Source organism: Ectobacillus panaciterrae DSM 19096, from assembly GCF_000430785.1.
GTDB classification, from domain to species: domain Bacteria; phylum Bacillota; class Bacilli; order Bacillales; family Bacillaceae_G; genus Ectobacillus; species Ectobacillus panaciterrae.
Window position 1 is genome coordinate 43,886 of record NZ_AUMR01000034.1, and the last position, 18,083, is coordinate 61,968.

Annotated in this window: 18 protein-coding genes and 2 pseudogenes; 5 read left to right on the top strand and 15 right to left on the bottom strand. The window is 35.8% G+C overall.

The features are described 5' to 3' along the window. Window positions 1-335 precede the first annotated feature (335 nt). The 7 genes and pseudogenes from H540_RS29470 to H540_RS0110405 all read right to left on the bottom strand — a co-directional run bounded on the left by H540_RS29470 (window position 336) and on the right by H540_RS0110405 (window position 5,603). Entirely contained in the window at window positions 336-1,496 is a 1,161-nt protein-coding gene (locus H540_RS29470) for a nitrilase-related carbon-nitrogen hydrolase (RefSeq protein WP_155891001.1), read from the bottom strand. A gap of 5 nt (window positions 1,497-1,501) precedes the next feature. Then, window positions 1,502-1,735, bottom strand: a pseudogene (locus H540_RS34520) (MFS transporter); the annotation flags it as partial. 126 nt (window positions 1,736-1,861) lie between these two features. Next, complete coding sequence (locus H540_RS35155) at window positions 1,862-1,990, bottom strand: hypothetical protein (protein ID WP_281172482.1); 129 nt, start codon at window positions 1,988-1,990, stop codon at window positions 1,862-1,864. Between the two features lie 12 nt (window positions 1,991-2,002). Beyond that, complete coding sequence (locus H540_RS0110390; RefSeq protein WP_051317061.1) at window positions 2,003-2,692, bottom strand: DUF2848 family protein; 690 nt, start codon at window positions 2,690-2,692, stop codon at window positions 2,003-2,005. A 22-nt stretch (window positions 2,693-2,714) separates the two neighbouring features. Then, window positions 2,715-3,506 (bottom strand): carbon-nitrogen family hydrolase, encoded by a 792-nt coding sequence (locus tag H540_RS0110395; RefSeq protein ID WP_342666039.1) that lies wholly within the window; start codon window positions 3,504-3,506, stop codon window positions 2,715-2,717. Window positions 3,507-3,564: 58 nt separating this feature from the next. Next, window positions 3,565-4,860 (bottom strand): MFS transporter, encoded by a 1,296-nt coding sequence (locus H540_RS0110400; protein WP_034670770.1) that lies wholly within the window; start codon window positions 4,858-4,860, stop codon window positions 3,565-3,567. 83 nt (window positions 4,861-4,943) lie between these two features. Continuing rightward, window positions 4,944-5,603, bottom strand: coding sequence for a GntR family transcriptional regulator (locus H540_RS0110405; protein WP_028400594.1), 660 nt, complete (start codon window positions 5,601-5,603; stop codon window positions 4,944-4,946). Window positions 5,604-5,849: 246 nt separating this feature from the next. Here H540_RS0110405 and H540_RS34525 point away from each other — a divergent pair. Both H540_RS34525 and H540_RS32035 read left to right on the top strand, forming a co-directional pair. Next, window positions 5,850-6,046: pseudogene (locus tag H540_RS34525) on the top strand (DUF6262 family protein); the annotation flags it as partial. Between the two features lie 39 nt (window positions 6,047-6,085). Beyond that, entirely contained in the window at window positions 6,086-6,355 is a 270-nt protein-coding gene (locus tag H540_RS32035) for an aminoacyl-tRNA deacylase (protein ID WP_245592217.1), read from the top strand. 416 nt (window positions 6,356-6,771) lie between these two features. Here H540_RS32035 and H540_RS0110415 read toward each other — a convergent pair whose 3' ends face one another. Beyond that, the gene (locus H540_RS0110415) at window positions 6,772-7,734 is read right to left on the bottom strand and encodes a helix-turn-helix transcriptional regulator (RefSeq protein WP_028400595.1); all 963 of its coding nucleotides are present in this window, start codon (window positions 7,732-7,734) and stop codon (window positions 6,772-6,774) included. A gap of 110 nt (window positions 7,735-7,844) precedes the next feature. Between H540_RS0110415 and H540_RS0110420 the strand changes: the two genes are divergently transcribed. Together H540_RS0110420 and H540_RS0110425 are read left to right on the top strand one after the other, a co-directional pair. Then, entirely contained in the window at window positions 7,845-8,324 is a 480-nt protein-coding gene (locus H540_RS0110420; RefSeq protein WP_028400596.1) for a GyrI-like domain-containing protein, read from the top strand. A gap of 22 nt (window positions 8,325-8,346) precedes the next feature. Further along, window positions 8,347-8,811: a hypothetical protein gene (locus H540_RS0110425; protein WP_028400597.1), complete on the top strand. Its 465-nt coding sequence runs from the start codon at window positions 8,347-8,349 to the stop codon at window positions 8,809-8,811. Window positions 8,812-8,902: 91 nt separating this feature from the next. Here the strand turns inward: H540_RS0110425 and H540_RS0110430 are convergent, their stop codons facing one another. The 3 genes from H540_RS0110430 to H540_RS0110445 form a co-directional block, all read right to left on the bottom strand. Beyond that, the gene (locus H540_RS0110430) at window positions 8,903-9,610 is read right to left on the bottom strand and encodes an IS6 family transposase (protein ID WP_028400598.1); all 708 of its coding nucleotides are present in this window, start codon (window positions 9,608-9,610) and stop codon (window positions 8,903-8,905) included. A 279-nt stretch (window positions 9,611-9,889) separates the two neighbouring features. Next, complete coding sequence (locus tag H540_RS0110440) at window positions 9,890-10,162, bottom strand: HU family DNA-binding protein (protein ID WP_028400599.1); 273 nt, start codon at window positions 10,160-10,162, stop codon at window positions 9,890-9,892. A gap of 65 nt (window positions 10,163-10,227) precedes the next feature. Further along, the gene (locus H540_RS0110445) at window positions 10,228-10,524 is read right to left on the bottom strand and encodes a hypothetical protein (RefSeq protein WP_028400600.1); all 297 of its coding nucleotides are present in this window, start codon (window positions 10,522-10,524) and stop codon (window positions 10,228-10,230) included. A gap of 1,290 nt (window positions 10,525-11,814) precedes the next feature. Here H540_RS0110445 and fbp point away from each other — a divergent pair. Then, window positions 11,815-13,743 (top strand): fructose-1,6-bisphosphatase, encoded by a 1,929-nt coding sequence (gene fbp / locus H540_RS0110455; RefSeq protein WP_028400601.1) that lies wholly within the window; start codon window positions 11,815-11,817, stop codon window positions 13,741-13,743. Window positions 13,744-14,322: 579 nt separating this feature from the next. Here the strand turns inward: fbp and H540_RS0110460 are convergent. The 4 genes from H540_RS0110460 to H540_RS31400 all read right to left on the bottom strand — a co-directional run bounded on the left by H540_RS0110460 (window position 14,323) and on the right by H540_RS31400 (window position 17,998). Next, the gene (locus H540_RS0110460; RefSeq protein WP_028400602.1) at window positions 14,323-14,829 is read right to left on the bottom strand and encodes a DUF4825 domain-containing protein; all 507 of its coding nucleotides are present in this window, start codon (window positions 14,827-14,829) and stop codon (window positions 14,323-14,325) included. 221 nt (window positions 14,830-15,050) lie between these two features. Beyond that, window positions 15,051-15,965 (bottom strand): prenyltransferase/squalene oxidase repeat-containing protein, encoded by a 915-nt coding sequence (locus H540_RS0110465; protein WP_028400603.1) that lies wholly within the window; start codon window positions 15,963-15,965, stop codon window positions 15,051-15,053. A 251-nt stretch (window positions 15,966-16,216) separates the two neighbouring features. Continuing rightward, the gene (locus H540_RS34530) at window positions 16,217-16,735 is read right to left on the bottom strand and encodes a hypothetical protein (protein WP_028400604.1); all 519 of its coding nucleotides are present in this window, start codon (window positions 16,733-16,735) and stop codon (window positions 16,217-16,219) included. A gap of 270 nt (window positions 16,736-17,005) precedes the next feature. Beyond that, window positions 17,006-17,998 (bottom strand): alpha/beta hydrolase, encoded by a 993-nt coding sequence (locus tag H540_RS31400; RefSeq protein ID WP_051317062.1) that lies wholly within the window; start codon window positions 17,996-17,998, stop codon window positions 17,006-17,008. Window positions 17,999-18,083: the final 85 nt, after the last annotated feature.

An 18,083-nucleotide genomic window follows, 5' to 3' on the forward strand; every position in this document is an offset into this window, starting at 1 on the left:
ATGGGGTCCTGACGGCAAAACGCGGATATTATACGCTAAGACAGTTTCTGAAAAAGGAATCCTTACTGTTGCTACGGTAAACAACAAAAAACCAGCACTTCGGCTGGACTGGTTGACATATCATTCGAAAGCGGAAGTAAATGTATTTAGGAGACTACCAAAACGGTGTCAAAACTTTTTAAGTTTTGACACTAAAAAACAGCCCCTTTGGAGCTGTCAGTTAACATAAGATGTCTTATGGGCAATGTGTCCTTTTTTATTTTGTTGCGTATATGTTTCGACATATGAATGGCAGGATTTGACGAAGGATTAACTAACGAAATATGAGCGCTTTATCATCGACTGTATCGTACTTCAAACATTACACAACCATCCGTTGACTTCCATGGACCATGTTGCATTCCAGGGGGACGTGAAGCCACCATTCCCGCAGTGAATATCTTATTTAAGGTTAAATCAATGATAGACCCTTTAACGATATATAGCTCTTCCCAATAATTATGCACTTGAACTCCATTAGGCGTCGTGTCTGTACCGGGTGCGAACTCCAAAATGCGAACCATTTCCTGTGTTGACGAATCCTCTGAAATAACCCTTTGTGACAGCCCTACGACCATCCCATCAATTGGTTCAAGTTCAAAATTACTATAGTCTGTAAATTCAATTTCAGGTCTCGACATTTTCTTCACTCCGTCCAAGAAGGATCTTCGGTTGAACTTATAAAGTAATGGTACACGACTACTAAAGATTGGCACATCTTTTCTGACTTGCGGTACTGTTTCTAAATCTAAAGTTGCTTTTAATTCACCAACTTCTTGATCTAATTTCTGAACGATGTCTCCCCAAGGATCTACAATTTGTGAGCAACCTGCGAATTTCACTCCTAACTTTGTCCCCGTCACATTTGATGCAACAACATACATTTGGTTCTCAATTGCGCGTGCACGAAGCAACGTATTCCAATGTGTTTCCCTTGCGAGTGGCCATTCTGCTACGATATGTAGCACTTGAATACCTTCTAATGCTAAGTCGCGAATAATTTCTGGGAACCGTAAATCGTAACAAATAATAACCCCCATCTTCACACCTTCAAGTTCAAATACTTCAACTTGATTAAGACCGCCCGTTAAAAACTTTGGCTCATCTAACATCGGAACAAGGTGCATCTTGTCATATGTATGAACAATCTCACCCATTCGATTTACAATAACCGCACGATTAAAGATATCTTTACCTTCTAATACGGCAATCGAGCCACCCACCAAGTTTACATTAAACTTCTTAGCCAGTGATTGCAAAAATTCAATGGATTGATTACCATCCACTTTGCAGATTTCTTTCAATTCTTCCAACGCATAGCCCGTAGACCACATTTCAGGAAGTACTACAACATCCAAATCATCATTGTAGTTAGCTTCTAACCAGCGTTCAATGATTTTCCTATTCTCTTCTGGGTTCCCAACTTCTAAATCCATTTGAAATACTAAATAATTCACCTTGGTCACTCCTTAATTGTACTTAGTAATGAGGTATCTGGTTTCACAAACAACCATAATATAGCTGCAATAAACACAGGGATTACAGTTACTCCTAATGTGATATTCCACTCAAAGTTTTCTGCTAACCATCCACATAATAATGGTGATACAAATGCTCCTAGATTTCCCCACAAGTTCATCCAACCTGAAACGGACCCGGAAAAGTTCCTGCCTAAGTCCGTAGCAGCGGCCCAAGAACACACTAATGTGGGTTCTGGTGCAAAAAGAATTGGACAATTAATGTAACCTGAATATTACTCTGTCAAATAAAATATTTATTCGGAACTCTGTATGATTTCCCAAATTTTTATGTTTCAATATACTTAAACGTTCGGAACTACATTCGTATTTTTGTATATATTTTGACAGCATTCGAGGTTTGCACCAGAACCAAAATACTCAACCGTTTCTCTTCTTCCTGGGGTACTTAAAAACATTAGCTTGATAGACATGGAGTCATCCCCTCATCCAATCTCTTCTGGCAAAAACTCCAATTTATATTGATGTGTAATCACTCGATTTAGTACCGGATCATTCATTTCGATTACATATTCATCTCCGTACGCTAAAGAATTTCCAACTGTTCCGATTGTTCCTGAATAAAAAACATGTCCATCCTGACCAATTTTCATTTCTTTAAAGTTTTCAATTAAATCTTTTGGTGCCATGAGCTCACCGCAAGTACCCTTTTGATAAAGTTCTTCTTTACCATTTGATCGTATCCAACAAGTTAATTCAATTTGATTCCAGTGATCCTTTACTTCTTCAAACTTCCAGACTTCTCGCGCTAAAATATTCGGGCAAGCTTGCTTAGACATTGGGACACTGAAGGTTTCTAGTTTACGATCTGTATGGTCGCTGCCAACTGTGACGTACATTTCGTTATCGGACCATATTAATACATATTCGATTTCGCCGCTTGTTTCATTATGTTGCACTTGAAAAGAATCAGAATACGTAGCCAACTGATTAGCTACAGGGTATAAAGTAGGAATCGTCGTAGGTGTTTCAACACCTAATTTAGCCAGTTCATCAATATGCTCTTGTACTTTTTCCTGATTCACTCCGGCATAACCCGCATTAAATATATTTTTCACATGAAATTCTAATTTTTGGTTGATGCCTTGAATGTTCAATATCAATTTATTCTCCATTTCTCTTCACACCTTTATCAATTTAATATAATTCTGGTACTCTACTTGAAAAAACAGGGACATCTTTGCGTACTTTTGCAGCTAATTCCAACAAAATATCATTTACTAAAGTTTCCTCACTTTGAACAGATCCAATTGACAGTTCATTTCCCCATGGATCAATAATCATCGACATTCCAGCGAATTCGACATTGTCATAACACCCGACACGATTACATGAAACTACAAACATTTGATTTTCAATAGCTCTCGCTTTTTGTAATGTACACCAGTGCTCTCTTCTGGCTGTTGGCCATTCCGCGACAACATGAAGTACTTCAGCTCCTTTAAGCGCCAGTTTTCTGGAAAGTTCCGGAAAACGCAAATCGTAACAAATAATTAATCCCATTTTAATACCATCCAATTCAAATACGCTTACTTTTTCCTTTCCTCCTTCTAAGTAAAGGTGTTCATCCAGCATAGGAACAAGGTGAATTTTGTCGTATTCATATATGACTTCACCCTTTCGATTCACCACAAAAGAAGAATTAAAAATGCGGCCATTTTTTTTATTCGCAACCGACCCGCCAATAATATTCACACTGAAACGATCCGCAAGCTCCGTCAAAAAAGGAACTGTGTCCCGCCCCTCCTCCTCTGCCAATTCATCTAAAGCAGGTAAGGTATAACCTGTGGTCCACATCTCTGGAAGAACAAGGATATCCGGAGACGATGTCATCATTGTTTTTTCAACCCAATTCTTTACTTTTTTTCTGTTTTCAGCCGGCTTACCTGCTACAATGTTCATTTGGAAAATTGCATAATTCAATTTCATCTACTCCTCTCTAAAAAATTGTGGCATGTGGCATGCCAGTTAAATTAAAAATGAATGATTATGTTAGCGATCGATCTGGACGAACACCGAACCAAAGGAGACTAGCAAAGAGAATGGGAACAATACTTACTAACAAAGTTGATTCCCAACCGATATTTTCTGCTAACCAGCCACATAATAGGGGTGATACAAAAGCACCAAGGTTTCCCCAGAGATTCATCCACCCTGACACAGAACCGGAATATTCATTCCCTAAATCTGTAACTGCTGCCCATGAAGTCACTACCGGAAATCCTAATGCACCTAAAGAAATCGTCAGCCATAGTACATTCATCCATGGACTCGAAGCATACGCGGCTAAATACATAGTGCCGGCAAATATGACCAATCCTGATATCGCCAACGAACCTCGAGCAATCATTTTTGATTTCCCTTTCTTAACTAACCAATCTGAAATCGTTCCACCAGTCATAACTGTGATAAATATACATAACCACGGCAAACTAGCTGCGAATCCCATGCTACTCAACGAAAAACTCCTTGCTTCCAACAAATAAGTTGGTAGCCATACAAGAAAAAAAGTAATAATATACAAAACAACAAAATATTGAAGACCCAGCGCCCAGAAGCGGCCACTTTTCAAAAATTGCTTCCATGGAGCTAATGACTTTTTCTCTGCTTTAACCGTTCTATTTTCCATTATCACTTTTAATTCTTGTTTGTTTACAAAAGGATGATCTTCCGGTTTATCCCGGCCAATCACATACCAGAGCAATGCAGCTACTAAGCCCAGTCCGGCAAAGATGTAAAAAACCGCTTCCCACCCCCAAGTTTGAAAAATAGCCACGGTTAATACCGGCGCAATCACTGGCCCAAAATAAGATCCCGCCAAAAGCGCACTGGCGGCACGACCTTTTTCTTGTTTTGGAAACCAATACGTGTTAAACACCGCATTACCGGGATACATCGGTCCTTCCCCTACCCCAAATAAAAAACGTACAAGCCCCATTAATCCATGAGATTTTACAACCGCTGTTAACCCTGTGAAAATCGACCACCAAATTAATGCAAATAACACAATCTTCCTTGCGCCAATCCGCTCCGCAATAATCCCCGCAGGAATTTGAGCGAGCGCATATCCTAAAGAGAATAACGATGCCAACATACCGAATTGAACCTTATTCATATTCAAATCTTCCATCATTGGCTTCGCAATAATCGAAATGTTTGATCGATCCATATAAGCGATCAATCCAATAAGGAAAAAGAGAAAAGCTAACCACCATCGGACACGTGATGGTTTTTCTAATTCTTCACTTTCTACTTTCAAATTCTTCGATAACACTTCGGACATATATATCCCTCCCCTTTGAATGTAAAGGCTTACATTATAATCAACTCATATCCTTATTACATAATAAGAATAGAGGTTATTATTTAATCTCCCAAACTGAGGCTCGATAAAATAGCCACTCGAGTGTGCTCGATATGCTCTAACACAGCCTCTTTCGCTTTTTCAACATCTTTATTTTTTAAACACTCAATCAACCAGGCATGCTCTTTTAATGTTTGTTCTGTCCGATTCGGTAAATTCAGTGCACTGACACCAAACCACCTAATTTGATCGCTTATAGTGCCCATTAGATTTACAAGACGGCGATTTCCACTCAACTCAGCCAAGTAAATATGGAAATCTTTATCTACTGAGATAAATTGTCCACTGTCTTGTATATGCTCAAGCTGTTTTACATAAATTTCATCGAGCTGTTCGATGTCCCGCTCTGTAATTTTGGGAATAAGCAGTTCAATAACTAGAATCTCAAGCCCTCTCCGAATTTGAATCACTTCTTCAACATCCACAGCCGTTATTTGACTAACAAATGTTCCTTTTCTCGGTATGGATTTCACCCACCCTTCCATTTCCAATAGTGGAATCGCTTCTCTCACAGGGGTTCGGCTAATTCCTAAGCTTTCACTCAAATCCCTTTCAAACAAAGTACTGCCGGGAGGAATCTTATGCAAAATGATGGCATTTTTGATTCCTTCATAAGCTTGCTGCTTCAGAGAAAGAGGCTGTTGTACTTTAAAAAGACTCATCCTTTATTCTCCTCCTTCTTTACTGGTATGTGGCATGCCAAATATCTTATTTTTCAGTATATTCACTCTTTTCTTGTTTGTCAATACTGTTTTAATCGATACCAAACCCACTGTAACTGCTAGACTATCATCAACAATCTGCGTTTTTTAGTTAAATACTGATGTGCTGGAACCCCTTCCAAGGAGATAAAATTCGTAGAATCCCCTTCTATCCCCTTAATACCATTCTGATGCAAATATGGTACGATTTTGAAAGATTCATACAGGTTCACCTATCAAAAGGTCGATGAAGCCATTCAACGGCTCGTACGAGCCAACGAGAGCATCAATTTCAACAGCGTGGCGAGCGCGAGGCTGGCGTAGCGAAAGCGACGCTGTATAACAACCAGGAGCTGCGTGATCGGATTGAAACCTTGCGGCAACAACAAGCGCAAGCTCCGACATTAATACTAAAAACAGATAAAGGGTTCTATGCTTTGGTTATGTCAGGAAACCGCGGTAAAGTTAATTTTGATAAAATGGCTGATATTTTAGATTGTACTAAAGTGAAAATGGCATCTCCACAGGAAGTTCAGAAAGTAACAGGATTTGAAGTCGGAAGTGTCCCAATGGTCGGCCTCCCTTTACCTTGTGTGATAGATAAACAGCTTTTTAGTTATGATTTTATCTACGGAGGTTCTGGCCAACCGACATTTACATTAAAAATTGAACCTCAAGCATTAAATGAATTAAAAAGTGATAGTAACATTTGATTAAAAAGGAAGTCATTCTTTTCTTATTGCGCTAACGGGTACGTTATAAGTAAAAGGATGTCACATATTAGTTATGACTAATATGTGACATCCTTTATTTTTTAGGACTTTTTATGATTTAGGTCTTGATAAATGATGTTGTGTTGTATTAGAAAAAACAAATAAAAAAGACACCATCGGCGCCTTTTATTAACCCTATTAGAGGCACGGAAACGATTCGAAGAATGAGGGGCCATTATGGAAAACAAAACCAAAAATGAAGAATTAGAAGTTACATGACAATAAAATTGTTCAGAAAAGGGCCAGATTGTCGAGGATGTAGTTTAGGATTAATACTGGGGAACCGTACCCAAATTTCTCATTTCCATATATTACCTCACAAAACTCAAAATTATTTGGGTTTTAACCGGCACTGCTTATAGGCAGAATAAGCATAATCTCTCTTGTAAACCTTCTAAGACTTCTTCTGGCAATTCCCTGACCTTGATATCCCCACCTAGGAAAAGTAGCCAATTTGTCATTTCGGTCAATTCTTCGGGATTATTAACATTGATAAAAGTCTTTAGAATGGCTGTGGTTTGGTAAGGATTCGTATAGGAAATTGAAACTTTTAAAGGATGGTATTTTTTGAACTGGGCAATCGCCTTTGGACCAAGTTCAAGGACAAGGTTAATTACTTCTTTCTGCTTACTTAGTTTTTCTAAAATCTTTTTCTTATTTAATCTTTTTTTCGTAGGGTATGGTTTGACATTGGTGAGATTGTCGACAGGGAAAATCTGTCTCTTTTCATCCTTTAAGTCAAAGCCTTCAATCAGCCAAAGGCCTTTTTCATGATAAAGGTGCAAGAGATAAATTGGATAATACTTTATTACCTTCTCTTCTTTGATGGTAATCAATAAATAGCTATCCAAAAGAAGGATTTGAATGAGTTTTTCTAACATGGGATGGGGAAGGTCTGAAAGCTCAAGTAGGTCGGGATTATGGGGGTTGGTCCCTTCAAAAAGCAAGATTTGATTTAAAAGAACAAGGTCATCTTGCTGGTTTTCTGAGATGAGGCCTAGTAATTTTTCAGCTAAAGACTGACGACTCTTTAGATAAGGGAGTTGTTGATTTCTTGTGGCCATAAAGGCAATAAAAAGAGCTTTAATCTCATTATCAGTAAAGCGAACAGTGGGCAGGACAGAGTTGTTCATGACAAAATAACCCCCATCCCTTCCAACTTCAGCGACAAGTGGCATCCCCATGGCTTCAATTTCTCTGATATCTCTAATAGCTGTCGAACGAGAGATGTTAAATTCTCGCATGATTTCAGAAATTGTAAAGTGGGCGCGGTTGTTGATATACCGCATGATGATATTAATCCGTTCAACTTTTTTCATCGGGACCTCCTAAACAGTATCATTTTTTGACATGATTTAAGGCTATTATAAACTCATCAAGTGAAAAGACAAATCATTTGATTAATTTAAAAAAGAGGAAGGTTTTGAATATGGCAGATTATACCCTAGAAGAAAAAGACAGCTTTACCGTTTTAGGTATTGGAACTGAGCTTAAGAGCGATTACACAGACTTTGCTGGCATAAACAAGGAAAAGGCAGACTTTTGGTGGGCCGTCAAACAAGATGGAAGGCTTGACACTTTAAAAGCCATAGCCACAAATGACTACATTTTTGCCGTGAACGAAGCGGTGAATAACAAGATGATGTATTATGCTGGCGTCATGACAGAGGCATCGGTACCAGAAGAATCCAGAGTTATCCAATTTCCTAAGGGGGAATACCTAGTTGTTAAAGGGGAAGGGAAGACGGCTGATGAGTTGAGTAATAAGCTTGCTGGCATTGCCTTTGGTCAAGTCTTGCCAGAAGCAAAGAATTTTGCCTATGTTGGTGGGCCAAATGCAACGGTTGAGATGGGGCAGCGAAACGGCTTAGTTTTTGGTGAAATGTGGATTCCTGTTGTTAGGAAATAAAGAGATAAAAGGAGGAATGGAAATGTCCTATATCGTTGATTTTAAAAATGTGTCTACGGTTGGTTTAGAGTCTTCACCTGTAGTAGAAGCGCTTGCTGGTTTACGTGCTAATGAAGCCCGTTACTTTATGAACAAATACAAGCATGAATTTACGGTTGCACCAGCTAGCGAAAGCCAGGAGACCCTTGATTATGTGAACCGAATTTTGAAAGAAGAACGTGATATTGAGTTTGCGGCCAAACCTTTAGAAACGTCGCGTTTTCAAGTGGAAAATATCAAATTTGCCTACGTCTTTTATGAGGATGGTCTTGGGGTCAACGTTATGTATACAGTTGATGACCCTAAGAAGCGGGCCGTTGGTTTTAAGCTTTCTGAGAGGATGGAGGTACCAAAGGAGTTAGAAGAGAAGTTTAAGTTTGCTAGGCAAAAGTCTAAACTAGCTGGAACAATTCGGGGCTCGTTTTTTGTAATTAAAGGAGAATATTAAAGTAAGCAAAAGCGCAAGTTGAGGAATCCGGTTCTGGTGCAAAAAACTTTTGATAAAGGCATAGAACCTACATGGTCTGTTCAATGACAGATTATGATGCAATTCCAAACAATTTATGTATGAATTCAACTTCATTTTGGGCAGACTTCACCCCTTGGTGAACTTGCCCTTTTTTCATCATATGCATGGCCTCGATGCCACTTATCATCCAAGAGGCTGTTCGAAAGAATTTCAATCCTAACATCGAACGAACTCGCTTCTTTATGAAACGATGGTCTTGTTCCACGATGTTGTTGAGATATCTAACTTGCCTTATTTGTATGCCTTCAGGCATATGCTTCTCTTCTTTTAACTCCTGAATTGCTACAGGATAGGTTGGGTTTTTATCCACTGTTATGACCCGAGGTTTGGAAACATACGAAAAAGCCAAGGCTTTCTTGAGAAAGCGCTTGGCTGCTTGTTTATCTCTTGATTCACTTAGATAAAAATCAATGGTGTTTCCTTCGGAATCCACTGCACGATACAGGTACATCCATTGACCTTTTACTTTGATATACGTTTCATCGACTCTCCAGGAGTCATTTGTTGGCTTAAGATGACGCCGTACTCTTTCATCTAATTTAGGCCCATATTGATGAACCCAACGCATGATGGTTGTGTGAGCAATAGAGAAGCCTCGTTCTTCCATCATTTCCACCAAATCACGAAAACTGAGGCTGTACCGTAGGTACCATCTTACCGTTAATAAAATAATATCAGGCTGATAGTGCTTCCATTTGAACAAATTTTCCTTTTCCATACTGATCACACACCTTTTTTAGAGTAATAGTATCAGCATGTCCAAGATTTAGAGATTGCTTGCAATTATCTTGAAGTTTTTGCACCAGAACCAAAAATGATGCACTCCTATAAATCTATTGATCTTTCCTAATAATAGAGTACACATAAATTCGCCCTTACATGTGAATGTAAGGGCTTTTTTGAATTTTTATGAATATGTATATACATCGTTTTGCTAGTTGTTCTTACAAATAAAAGGCATCCTTATTAAAAAAGGATACCTTTTATGTCTATGTATTTATTTTACGGCCTCTTTCAACTCTTTACCTGCTTTAAAAGCTGGTACAGTGGTTGCTGGAAAGTGCATTTCTTCTCCTGTTTGCGGGTTACGGCCTGTACGTGCTGCACGTTCACGTGTTTCAAATGTTCCAAAGCCTACAAGTTGTACTTTATCCCCAATTTGAAGAGTTTGTGAAATCGTATTTAATGTAGCTTGTACGACAGACGCAGCCTCTTTTTGAGAAAGCCCTGCTTGTTGGGCTACCGATTTAATAAGTTCTGTTTTATTCATATGTATCACTCCATATCTCATAGATTACGAGGTACTATAACATATTCAAGATAAGCGGACAAGTTTTATCTTTCTCCAGAAACCCTTAGCTGATTTATATATTCCTGAAATTGTATCCAAGTTTGCTGGTGGTGTGGCAACACAGAATACTCGATCTCTAAAGTATCTACTCCATGCTGGGATGTTGTTCTTTCCTTGCCCGTTGGCTCAATAATTTCTGCAGCTTCTAACATGATAATAAATGGAGTTTGGCGAGTACTCCAAAACAAAGATGTTCCTTCCAGTACCAGACGAATGAGCTCCCGTTTGTAGGGTGCTGGTAAATAGGTAATCCGTTGCCACATTTCTTGATCTGTTAACATGGATTCACTCCCCTTCTATATAACCCATTATTTCCTATTTTTACAACATATATAGGTAGTATATCTTATCTTTATAGAAAAAGAGGAGCAAAACTGGTATTTCATTAAGCTAGTCATAACATAAAAGATGAGTTCTGTTTTTATACGTGAGTGAGAGGGGCGAGGGGGAAGAACTACCCGCCGAGGCCCTCTCACTCGTAACAACCGAAGGGCGTTAGTGCTTTATGTACTCTAACGCCTTTCGCTTCGCTTCAGTTGTTGGAGAATTGGTATGATCGGTGCAAAATTCAGCCCCTCTCATCCCAACTCTTATATTTCATGATGATCGGATAGCTTACATCCTAAACAAACAAGTTAAACTTACTGGAACACTATCTTTAAAGGTATAGGTAAAATTAAATAAAGTGTCTAAAAGAAGTGAAATATACAAAGTAAAAAGCCATCCTGATGATTTGAACTGCACCCAATTGTTAGACACAATGAACAATTGGAGGTGTAGTTTTTTATGGGGAAGTTTTCATTTGAAGCTAAACTGAAGGCAGTCCAAGATTATCTTGAAGGGACAGAATTCTATGGAAACATAGGAAAGCGAATAGGTGCAGCTTATAAGACGATTGTAAAATAAAAACGGAATTTTTCGGACATTCAAGACGTTGATTTTACATTACAATCTGGATCGTTCGGAAACGTGTACTTTTTTGGACTATTTATAATGGGCAGCCCTCACCATAGACTAACTCTATATAGTTATATTAAATAACAATTCGCCAATCGAATTGGAAGGGTCTTTATATTTTTTCCTTAGAAACAACATAAGCCTGAAGGCTAAAAAATCACCTTAAAGGTGATTAATCTAGTTAACAAAATAAAAGGCTACACCATTCTGAAATGATGTAGCCTTTTATTTTTAAGTATTAGATGAAATTTGTGAAAAAATAATCAGTTCCTATACAAATATATCACATTCATATGAGAAATAAATTATTTTAGAATTTCTACACATGTATAAGAGTAATGTTTTTTACGCAGTACGTAGTATTCAGCAAAAGCTCAAAACGTTGATAAATCAAAGATATATAAAAATCTATATAATACGAAGGGATTTTTGGCCTGTTTGGTTTCAAAAGGAGATATTGTATAAATAAAATTACATTTGACATAATTATTATTATTTTCAAAATATTAATTACCGTTACAACTTCTATTTAAGTTTATCTTATAATATAAGTATTTAATCTCAATCTATTAGATGGAAAATAAATGGTGAATTTTGAAAGGAGATACATAATTTTGAATGCAAAATATCTAGATTTACTTGCCCAAAAATATGGTTGTGAAGAAAAAGTGGTAACTGAAATTATTAACCTTGAAGCCATCCTTAATCTACCAAAGGGGACAGAACATTTTGTCAGTGATTTACATGGGGAGTATCAAGCCTTTCAACATGTGTTAAGAAATGGTTCAGGGAATGTAAAGGAGAAAATAAAAGACCTTTTTAAAGATGTTTTATCTGAAAAAGAAATTAATGAATTTGCGACCTTAGTTTATTATCCTGAAGAAAAATTACAATTAATTAAGGATAATTTTAGAAATACACAAGAACTAAACCAATGGTATACAGAAATCATTGAGCATATGATAAAGCTGATTTCTTATGCTTCCTCCAAATATACACGCTCGAAATTACGTAAAGCATTACCAAATCAGTTTGTTTATATTATAGAAGAGCTACTATACAAAACGGATGAATTCACAAATAAGGAACATTATTATAAAAAAATTGTCCAGCAAATTATTTCCTTAGGTCAGGCTGATAAGCTCATTATAGGTCTTGCTTATACCACTCAGAGATTGGTTGTTGACCATCTACATGTAGTTGGGGATATTTATGATCGTGGACCCAAACCTGATAAAATTATAGATACTCTAATCAATTATCATTCAGTTGATATTCAGTGGGGAAATCATGATGTACTATGGCTAGGTGCCTTTGCTGGTTCAAAGGTTTGTCTTGCTAATATTATTCGTATCTGTGCTAGATACGACAATTTGGATATCATTGAAGATGTATATGGAATAAATCTTAGACCTCTACTTAATCTTGCGGAGAAATACTATGATGACAATCCAGCCTTTAGACCAAAGATACATTCAGATAAAAAACTATCTGATCATGAACTATTACAAATTACGAAAATTCATCAAGCCATTGCAATGATTCAGTTCAAACTTGAAATCCCTATCATAAAGAGACGCCCTTACTTTAATATGTCAGAAAGGCTTTTGCTTGAGAAAATTGATTATGACAAAAACGAAATAACGATACATGGGAAAACGTACCCACTAGAAAATAGCTGCTTTGAAACGGTTAATCCGCTACAGCCCGATCAATTATTAGAGGAAGAAGAGCAAGTTATGGAAAGACTGTTATTTTCTGTCCAGCATTCGGAAAAGTTGGCTAGGCATATGAATTTTCTTATGAAGAAAGGCAGTCTTTATTTGAAATATAACGGGAACTTATTAATACATGGCTGTATTCCTTTAGATGAAGAAGGAAATATGGAAAAAATGGTTATTGAAAATAAAACCTATGCAGGTCGTGATTTACTTGATATTTTTGAACATTATTTACGACATTCTTTTGTACATCCTGAAGAGACGGATGATCTTGCGACAGATATGGTCTGGTATTTATGGACAGGAGAATATTCATCACTCTTTGGGAAAAGAGAAATGACAACCTTTGAGAGGTATTTCATTAAGGATAAGGAAACCCATAAAGAGAGGAAGAATCCATATTACCATTTACGTGAAAATGAGGGAATTTGCCGCAAAATCCTAATTGAATTTAATCTTAATCCTGATCAAGGTCATATTATAAATGGCCATACACCAGTTAAAGAAATTGAAGGAGAAAATCCAATTAAAGCAAATGGAAAGATGATTGTCATTGATGGTGGTTTTTCCAAAGCTTATCAATCAAAAACAGGTATAGCTGGATACACTTTATTATATAATTCCTACGATATGCAACTGGTCGCCCATAAACATTTTAATTCAAAAGAAGATATTCTATTAAACGGAACAGATGTTTTATCAGTAAAAAGATTGGTGGATAAAGAACTAGAGAGAAAAAAGGTTATGGAAACTAATGTTGGAGAAGAATTATTACAGGAAATCTCTATTTTGAATAGTCTGAGGGAATATCGCTATAGCTAAAGTGTGGAAGCCTTGGCATCTCCTTTGCCTAGTCTGGTTATCGCCGATTTATTTGGGGTACCGATACAAGATAGAATTGTTGTATATTAAGATTCATTCGTCGTCCTCCATTCGTTTTAGCGTCATGTTATTCAATTAACAAAACATTTTTATATCTTCAAATGTCTTGATATGTACAGATTACTCCCGTTTTCTTGAAATTTCAATATAAAAATATTCCCTTTATATTAAGATAAAATGTGTTTAAGGCGGGAAAAAAGAGGATTATTATAGGATTCAAAAAAGTACCATAAACAAGAACCTTTTGGAACGTTACGTTATCCTATAATTCTATATACTTTTAACAGTACCTAAAGGTTCAAAAACCATTTCAGGAACGTTCTTGAAAATTCATACACCTTTAGAGACACTTTAAACATGACAAAAAGGCTTCAGGGGAAGATGAAGCCTTTTCGTTTATTCTCTGGCTGTTTCTAGTTGGCTGTAAGTAGAATTTCAACAAATTCTCCACTTTTAAAATGCTCCAAATTACTGAATTTATACAGTGTTTTCTTTACATAATCAGTGTTATCGGAAGTCTTAAAATAAAGAATCTATATTCTTTTTATGTATAACTTGTTTATACACTTCATGAACTCCGTTGTCTGTTTTTATTTCGTTTTCTTTTAACCAGAATAAAAAATGGCTTTTTTCTATAATGATGGACTGATTATTTGATGAGTGTAATTGAATACTCTTTACATTTCTGGGAATCAAAAAATAAAATAATGAAGCAATTACAGCTTCCTTTTGCCATTGCTCTTTATTCCCAGTAAAAGATGAATAATTATCATTCATTTCATTATCAGATTTAAAATTTAAAATAATAGTTTCTTCTTTAATTTCCATATCCTTAAACCATTTTCGATGTGGAAGTTCATTTGCAATAGCAGCCATAGAACTATTATCTCCTGCGTAACTATCTTTATATTGTTCTAATTTAGAAAAATTAGGTTGCTGAATAACTTGTTCCTGGGATTCCTTTTTAGCACATCCAACAAAAATTACTAATAAGCACACCAATAAGAGTACATATTTTTTCATCATATTTTGTCCATTCCTTTTACTTTATCTGTAGTCTATATAACTATATCGCATTTGGATAAAAATGGATTTTGCGAATTATGCTATTGTAAATAATTCTTCTATTTTCATCATAAAACCCCTGATCTTAAGAATCAGAGGTTCCTTGTAGTTAACATAGCATACGATATAGGAAGTTAATAAATATTGTTTGTATAACATTAGTCCTTGTTCGTATTATGAAGTTAGTTGCAAATTGTATTTTTAACTTCCATATGATTAAAAGAATTGAGTATTCTTAAGTATTCAAGGGTTAACCAGCCTCTCCACTCTTCTTTTGCTGTTTCCCATTCCTCTTCAAACTGTCCCCAGGACCAAGTAGGTTCCCAGTATCCATCTTTTGTTTGTTTCATCACTAAATAATTTAGATTAATTGGGATTATATCTGTAAATAAATTGTGGTATTGCGATCTAGGTGAATTTACAACTTGAATTGGTAGAAGACAATAGGAATCCCATTTTTCTGGTTCGTCCGTAATACTAGCTTTCACCATATCTCGTAATTTGTTGGAAATTAAATTATATTCTTTATCAGGTAATTTTTCTGACATCTTTAGAAAGCTAAGTAACTCATGATGTTCATATTTGTTTAAATGATTCACATAATCAATGGCATATTTAGTCACGTCATCTAGAAATTCAGCAGATACTAATCCTTTATAGTGATGAAGAAGACCAATTATTTCTGCGCTGGGATTTCCCCATTCCCAATTTTCATTATAATTCCACCAAATAGCACGAGGAGCTGTTTCTACTTCTTTGGGAACAATTTGCCATCCCATTTTTTCTTTATTAAACGTATTTAATAAATAATGCACAGCTTTCTTGACCATTTCGTTTGTTTCATCAATCCCTATTCTAGACAGATAATGAAGACCAATTGCTGTTGCTAATGCCGAAGACTCTTTACATCTAAAATCAGGTTCCAAACCGTTTCCAAAGCCGCCATCTTCATTTTGATAAGGTTTTAATTGCTTTAAAACATTTTCTTTGCTACCATTTTCAAATTCAAATTCGAACAGAGTACATTCTAATTTTCGAGCTTTTGATTTTAAAAATATTTTTGCTTGTTTAAATTGATCTTTAGATAATTTACTCATTAAGATTCACCACTTTTATCCTTTTTTATATCCTCTATTTCTTTATGTAATCTTGTGATTCCTTGTTCAACTATCCTGTTTGTTGTGTTGTTGAATAAAGCCCTTTAATTTCTACTCCTAAAATTGTAGCATCTCCTTTTAAAGTTATTTAAAATACTTTTTTATTTCATGATTAGATTAAGAAAAACAAATAATAGAGTTGTTTAATTCTTATTTCCTTAAAGATTTCGTAATTCCGACATGGTATTTTTTTATGGGATACGTTTAAAATCTTTGTTTATACATGCTTGTTTTAGTTTCTTTGACCTTAGAAGATATTTAATATCAGAGATATTATCGTATGAAAGTTGAACGTAATAATAGTTAATATACTCAAGCAATGCAAAAACATAAATAAATCCCGAAAGAGATAGTCCTCCTAAAGGTAATGACGGATACCAATAAAAAAAATCGACAACAAACGTAATAAGTCCAGTGAAAATCAATCCAATGTTCACTTTCCTTAAAGTTTTTAGTCGTTGAACAACCCAAACGGGGGTAATAGATGTCTTTTCCCTTTTTAATCTTTTCCTTTTTACGTACCAGTAAACAGTACCTTGAAGTAAGAGAAACTCCAAAAAAAGAAATGAAATCCAAAAAGAATATAGCGAGTATAAATGCAATTTAGGGTAAACATAATTAATTAGACAACTTAGAAAAACAAAATTAATTACCGCAAATAACTCACCTTTATATAAATACGAAAGCCTCTTTTCTATATTTCCCCTCATAATCTGCACCCTTAAAATCATAATATTTATGTATTGTTATTGAATGAACCACTAATATATTAACACGTATTTTATTAATATTCCTTTTTTACTTTTTAAAGAACTTTATTATGTTTTAAACATCTTTTTTATTTTTTAACAGAAAGTATGCTTATTGAAATTTAATAATAAAGTTACTATATAAAACAAAAAATAAAGAAATGCAAGAGAAATCTTGCATTTTAAAAGAGACATATAGGAAGTTTATGTTTTGCTAGTTTTATCGTGTTTCTACTGCTTTTGATTGAGAATGTTTTTTGCAGATTCAATTATAATGTTAGGCTGATCTAGTTGAATGAAATGACCACTTCCCGACACAATTTTATTCTGACTACTAGTAGACCAGGATGTCATACTTTGTTGAAGTTTTAACCATTCTGGATACTCTTTAATAGTATTAGCCGAAGATAATATAAAAACCGGCAGATTGCCAAAACCTTTGCCCTCAGCTTTGCGTACCTGATTAGCTGTTTTGGTCATCATATTTAGAAGTTCACTTGTCTGATTAGCGTTATGCACCTTATTATAAAAGAAATCAACTGCTATATCTTGGGATGAGAGCTTTTCATGAATAGGTAAAAAACCCAAATCACCAGCTATCCGAATGATTCCTGTTTCTTTTAATACCTTCGCCATATACACTTGCCATTTGGAAAATTCTAATTCTTGATCTACATGAGAAGAGTCTACTAATACCATTCCAGCTGATTCTTCAGGATATTTGCTGACAAACATCCGTGATATCATCCCTCCAAAAGAATGACCTACCATAAGAAATGGACCTTTTTCCCCAGACTTCTCCAACATCGTATGTAAATCCTCTACAAGTTGCTCAGCCGTCCGTTCATTAGGAGCTTCATCACTCCAGCCGTACCCTGCACGATCATAGGATATAACACGTGTTACTTTAGAAAGTTCTGGTTGAACGAATCTCCAGTCTTCGTATGAAGATGGTGTACCTAATCCTGACTCCAGAACTACTGTAGGTAATTGACTCTTTTTCCCGGTGGCATACATATGTAACTTATACTCACCTATATCAACCATTTTACCTACAGGTGCGTGATTATTAGCAGTTAGTACTCTACTTATTTGCTCATATGCAATGCTCATTATTATAACTAATAGAAAAATTAAAGCAATTATCTTTATGATTTTGAAAATACTTTTCAAACTAAAACGTTTCTTCATAGTCCCCTTCTTTTTTTCACTAACAACTTCCATGTCATCACCTCGTTCATTTTCTATAAGAATCTGCAATAACACTGATTAAGTTCAATCTATATAAAACGAATTAAAGATTGTTGTA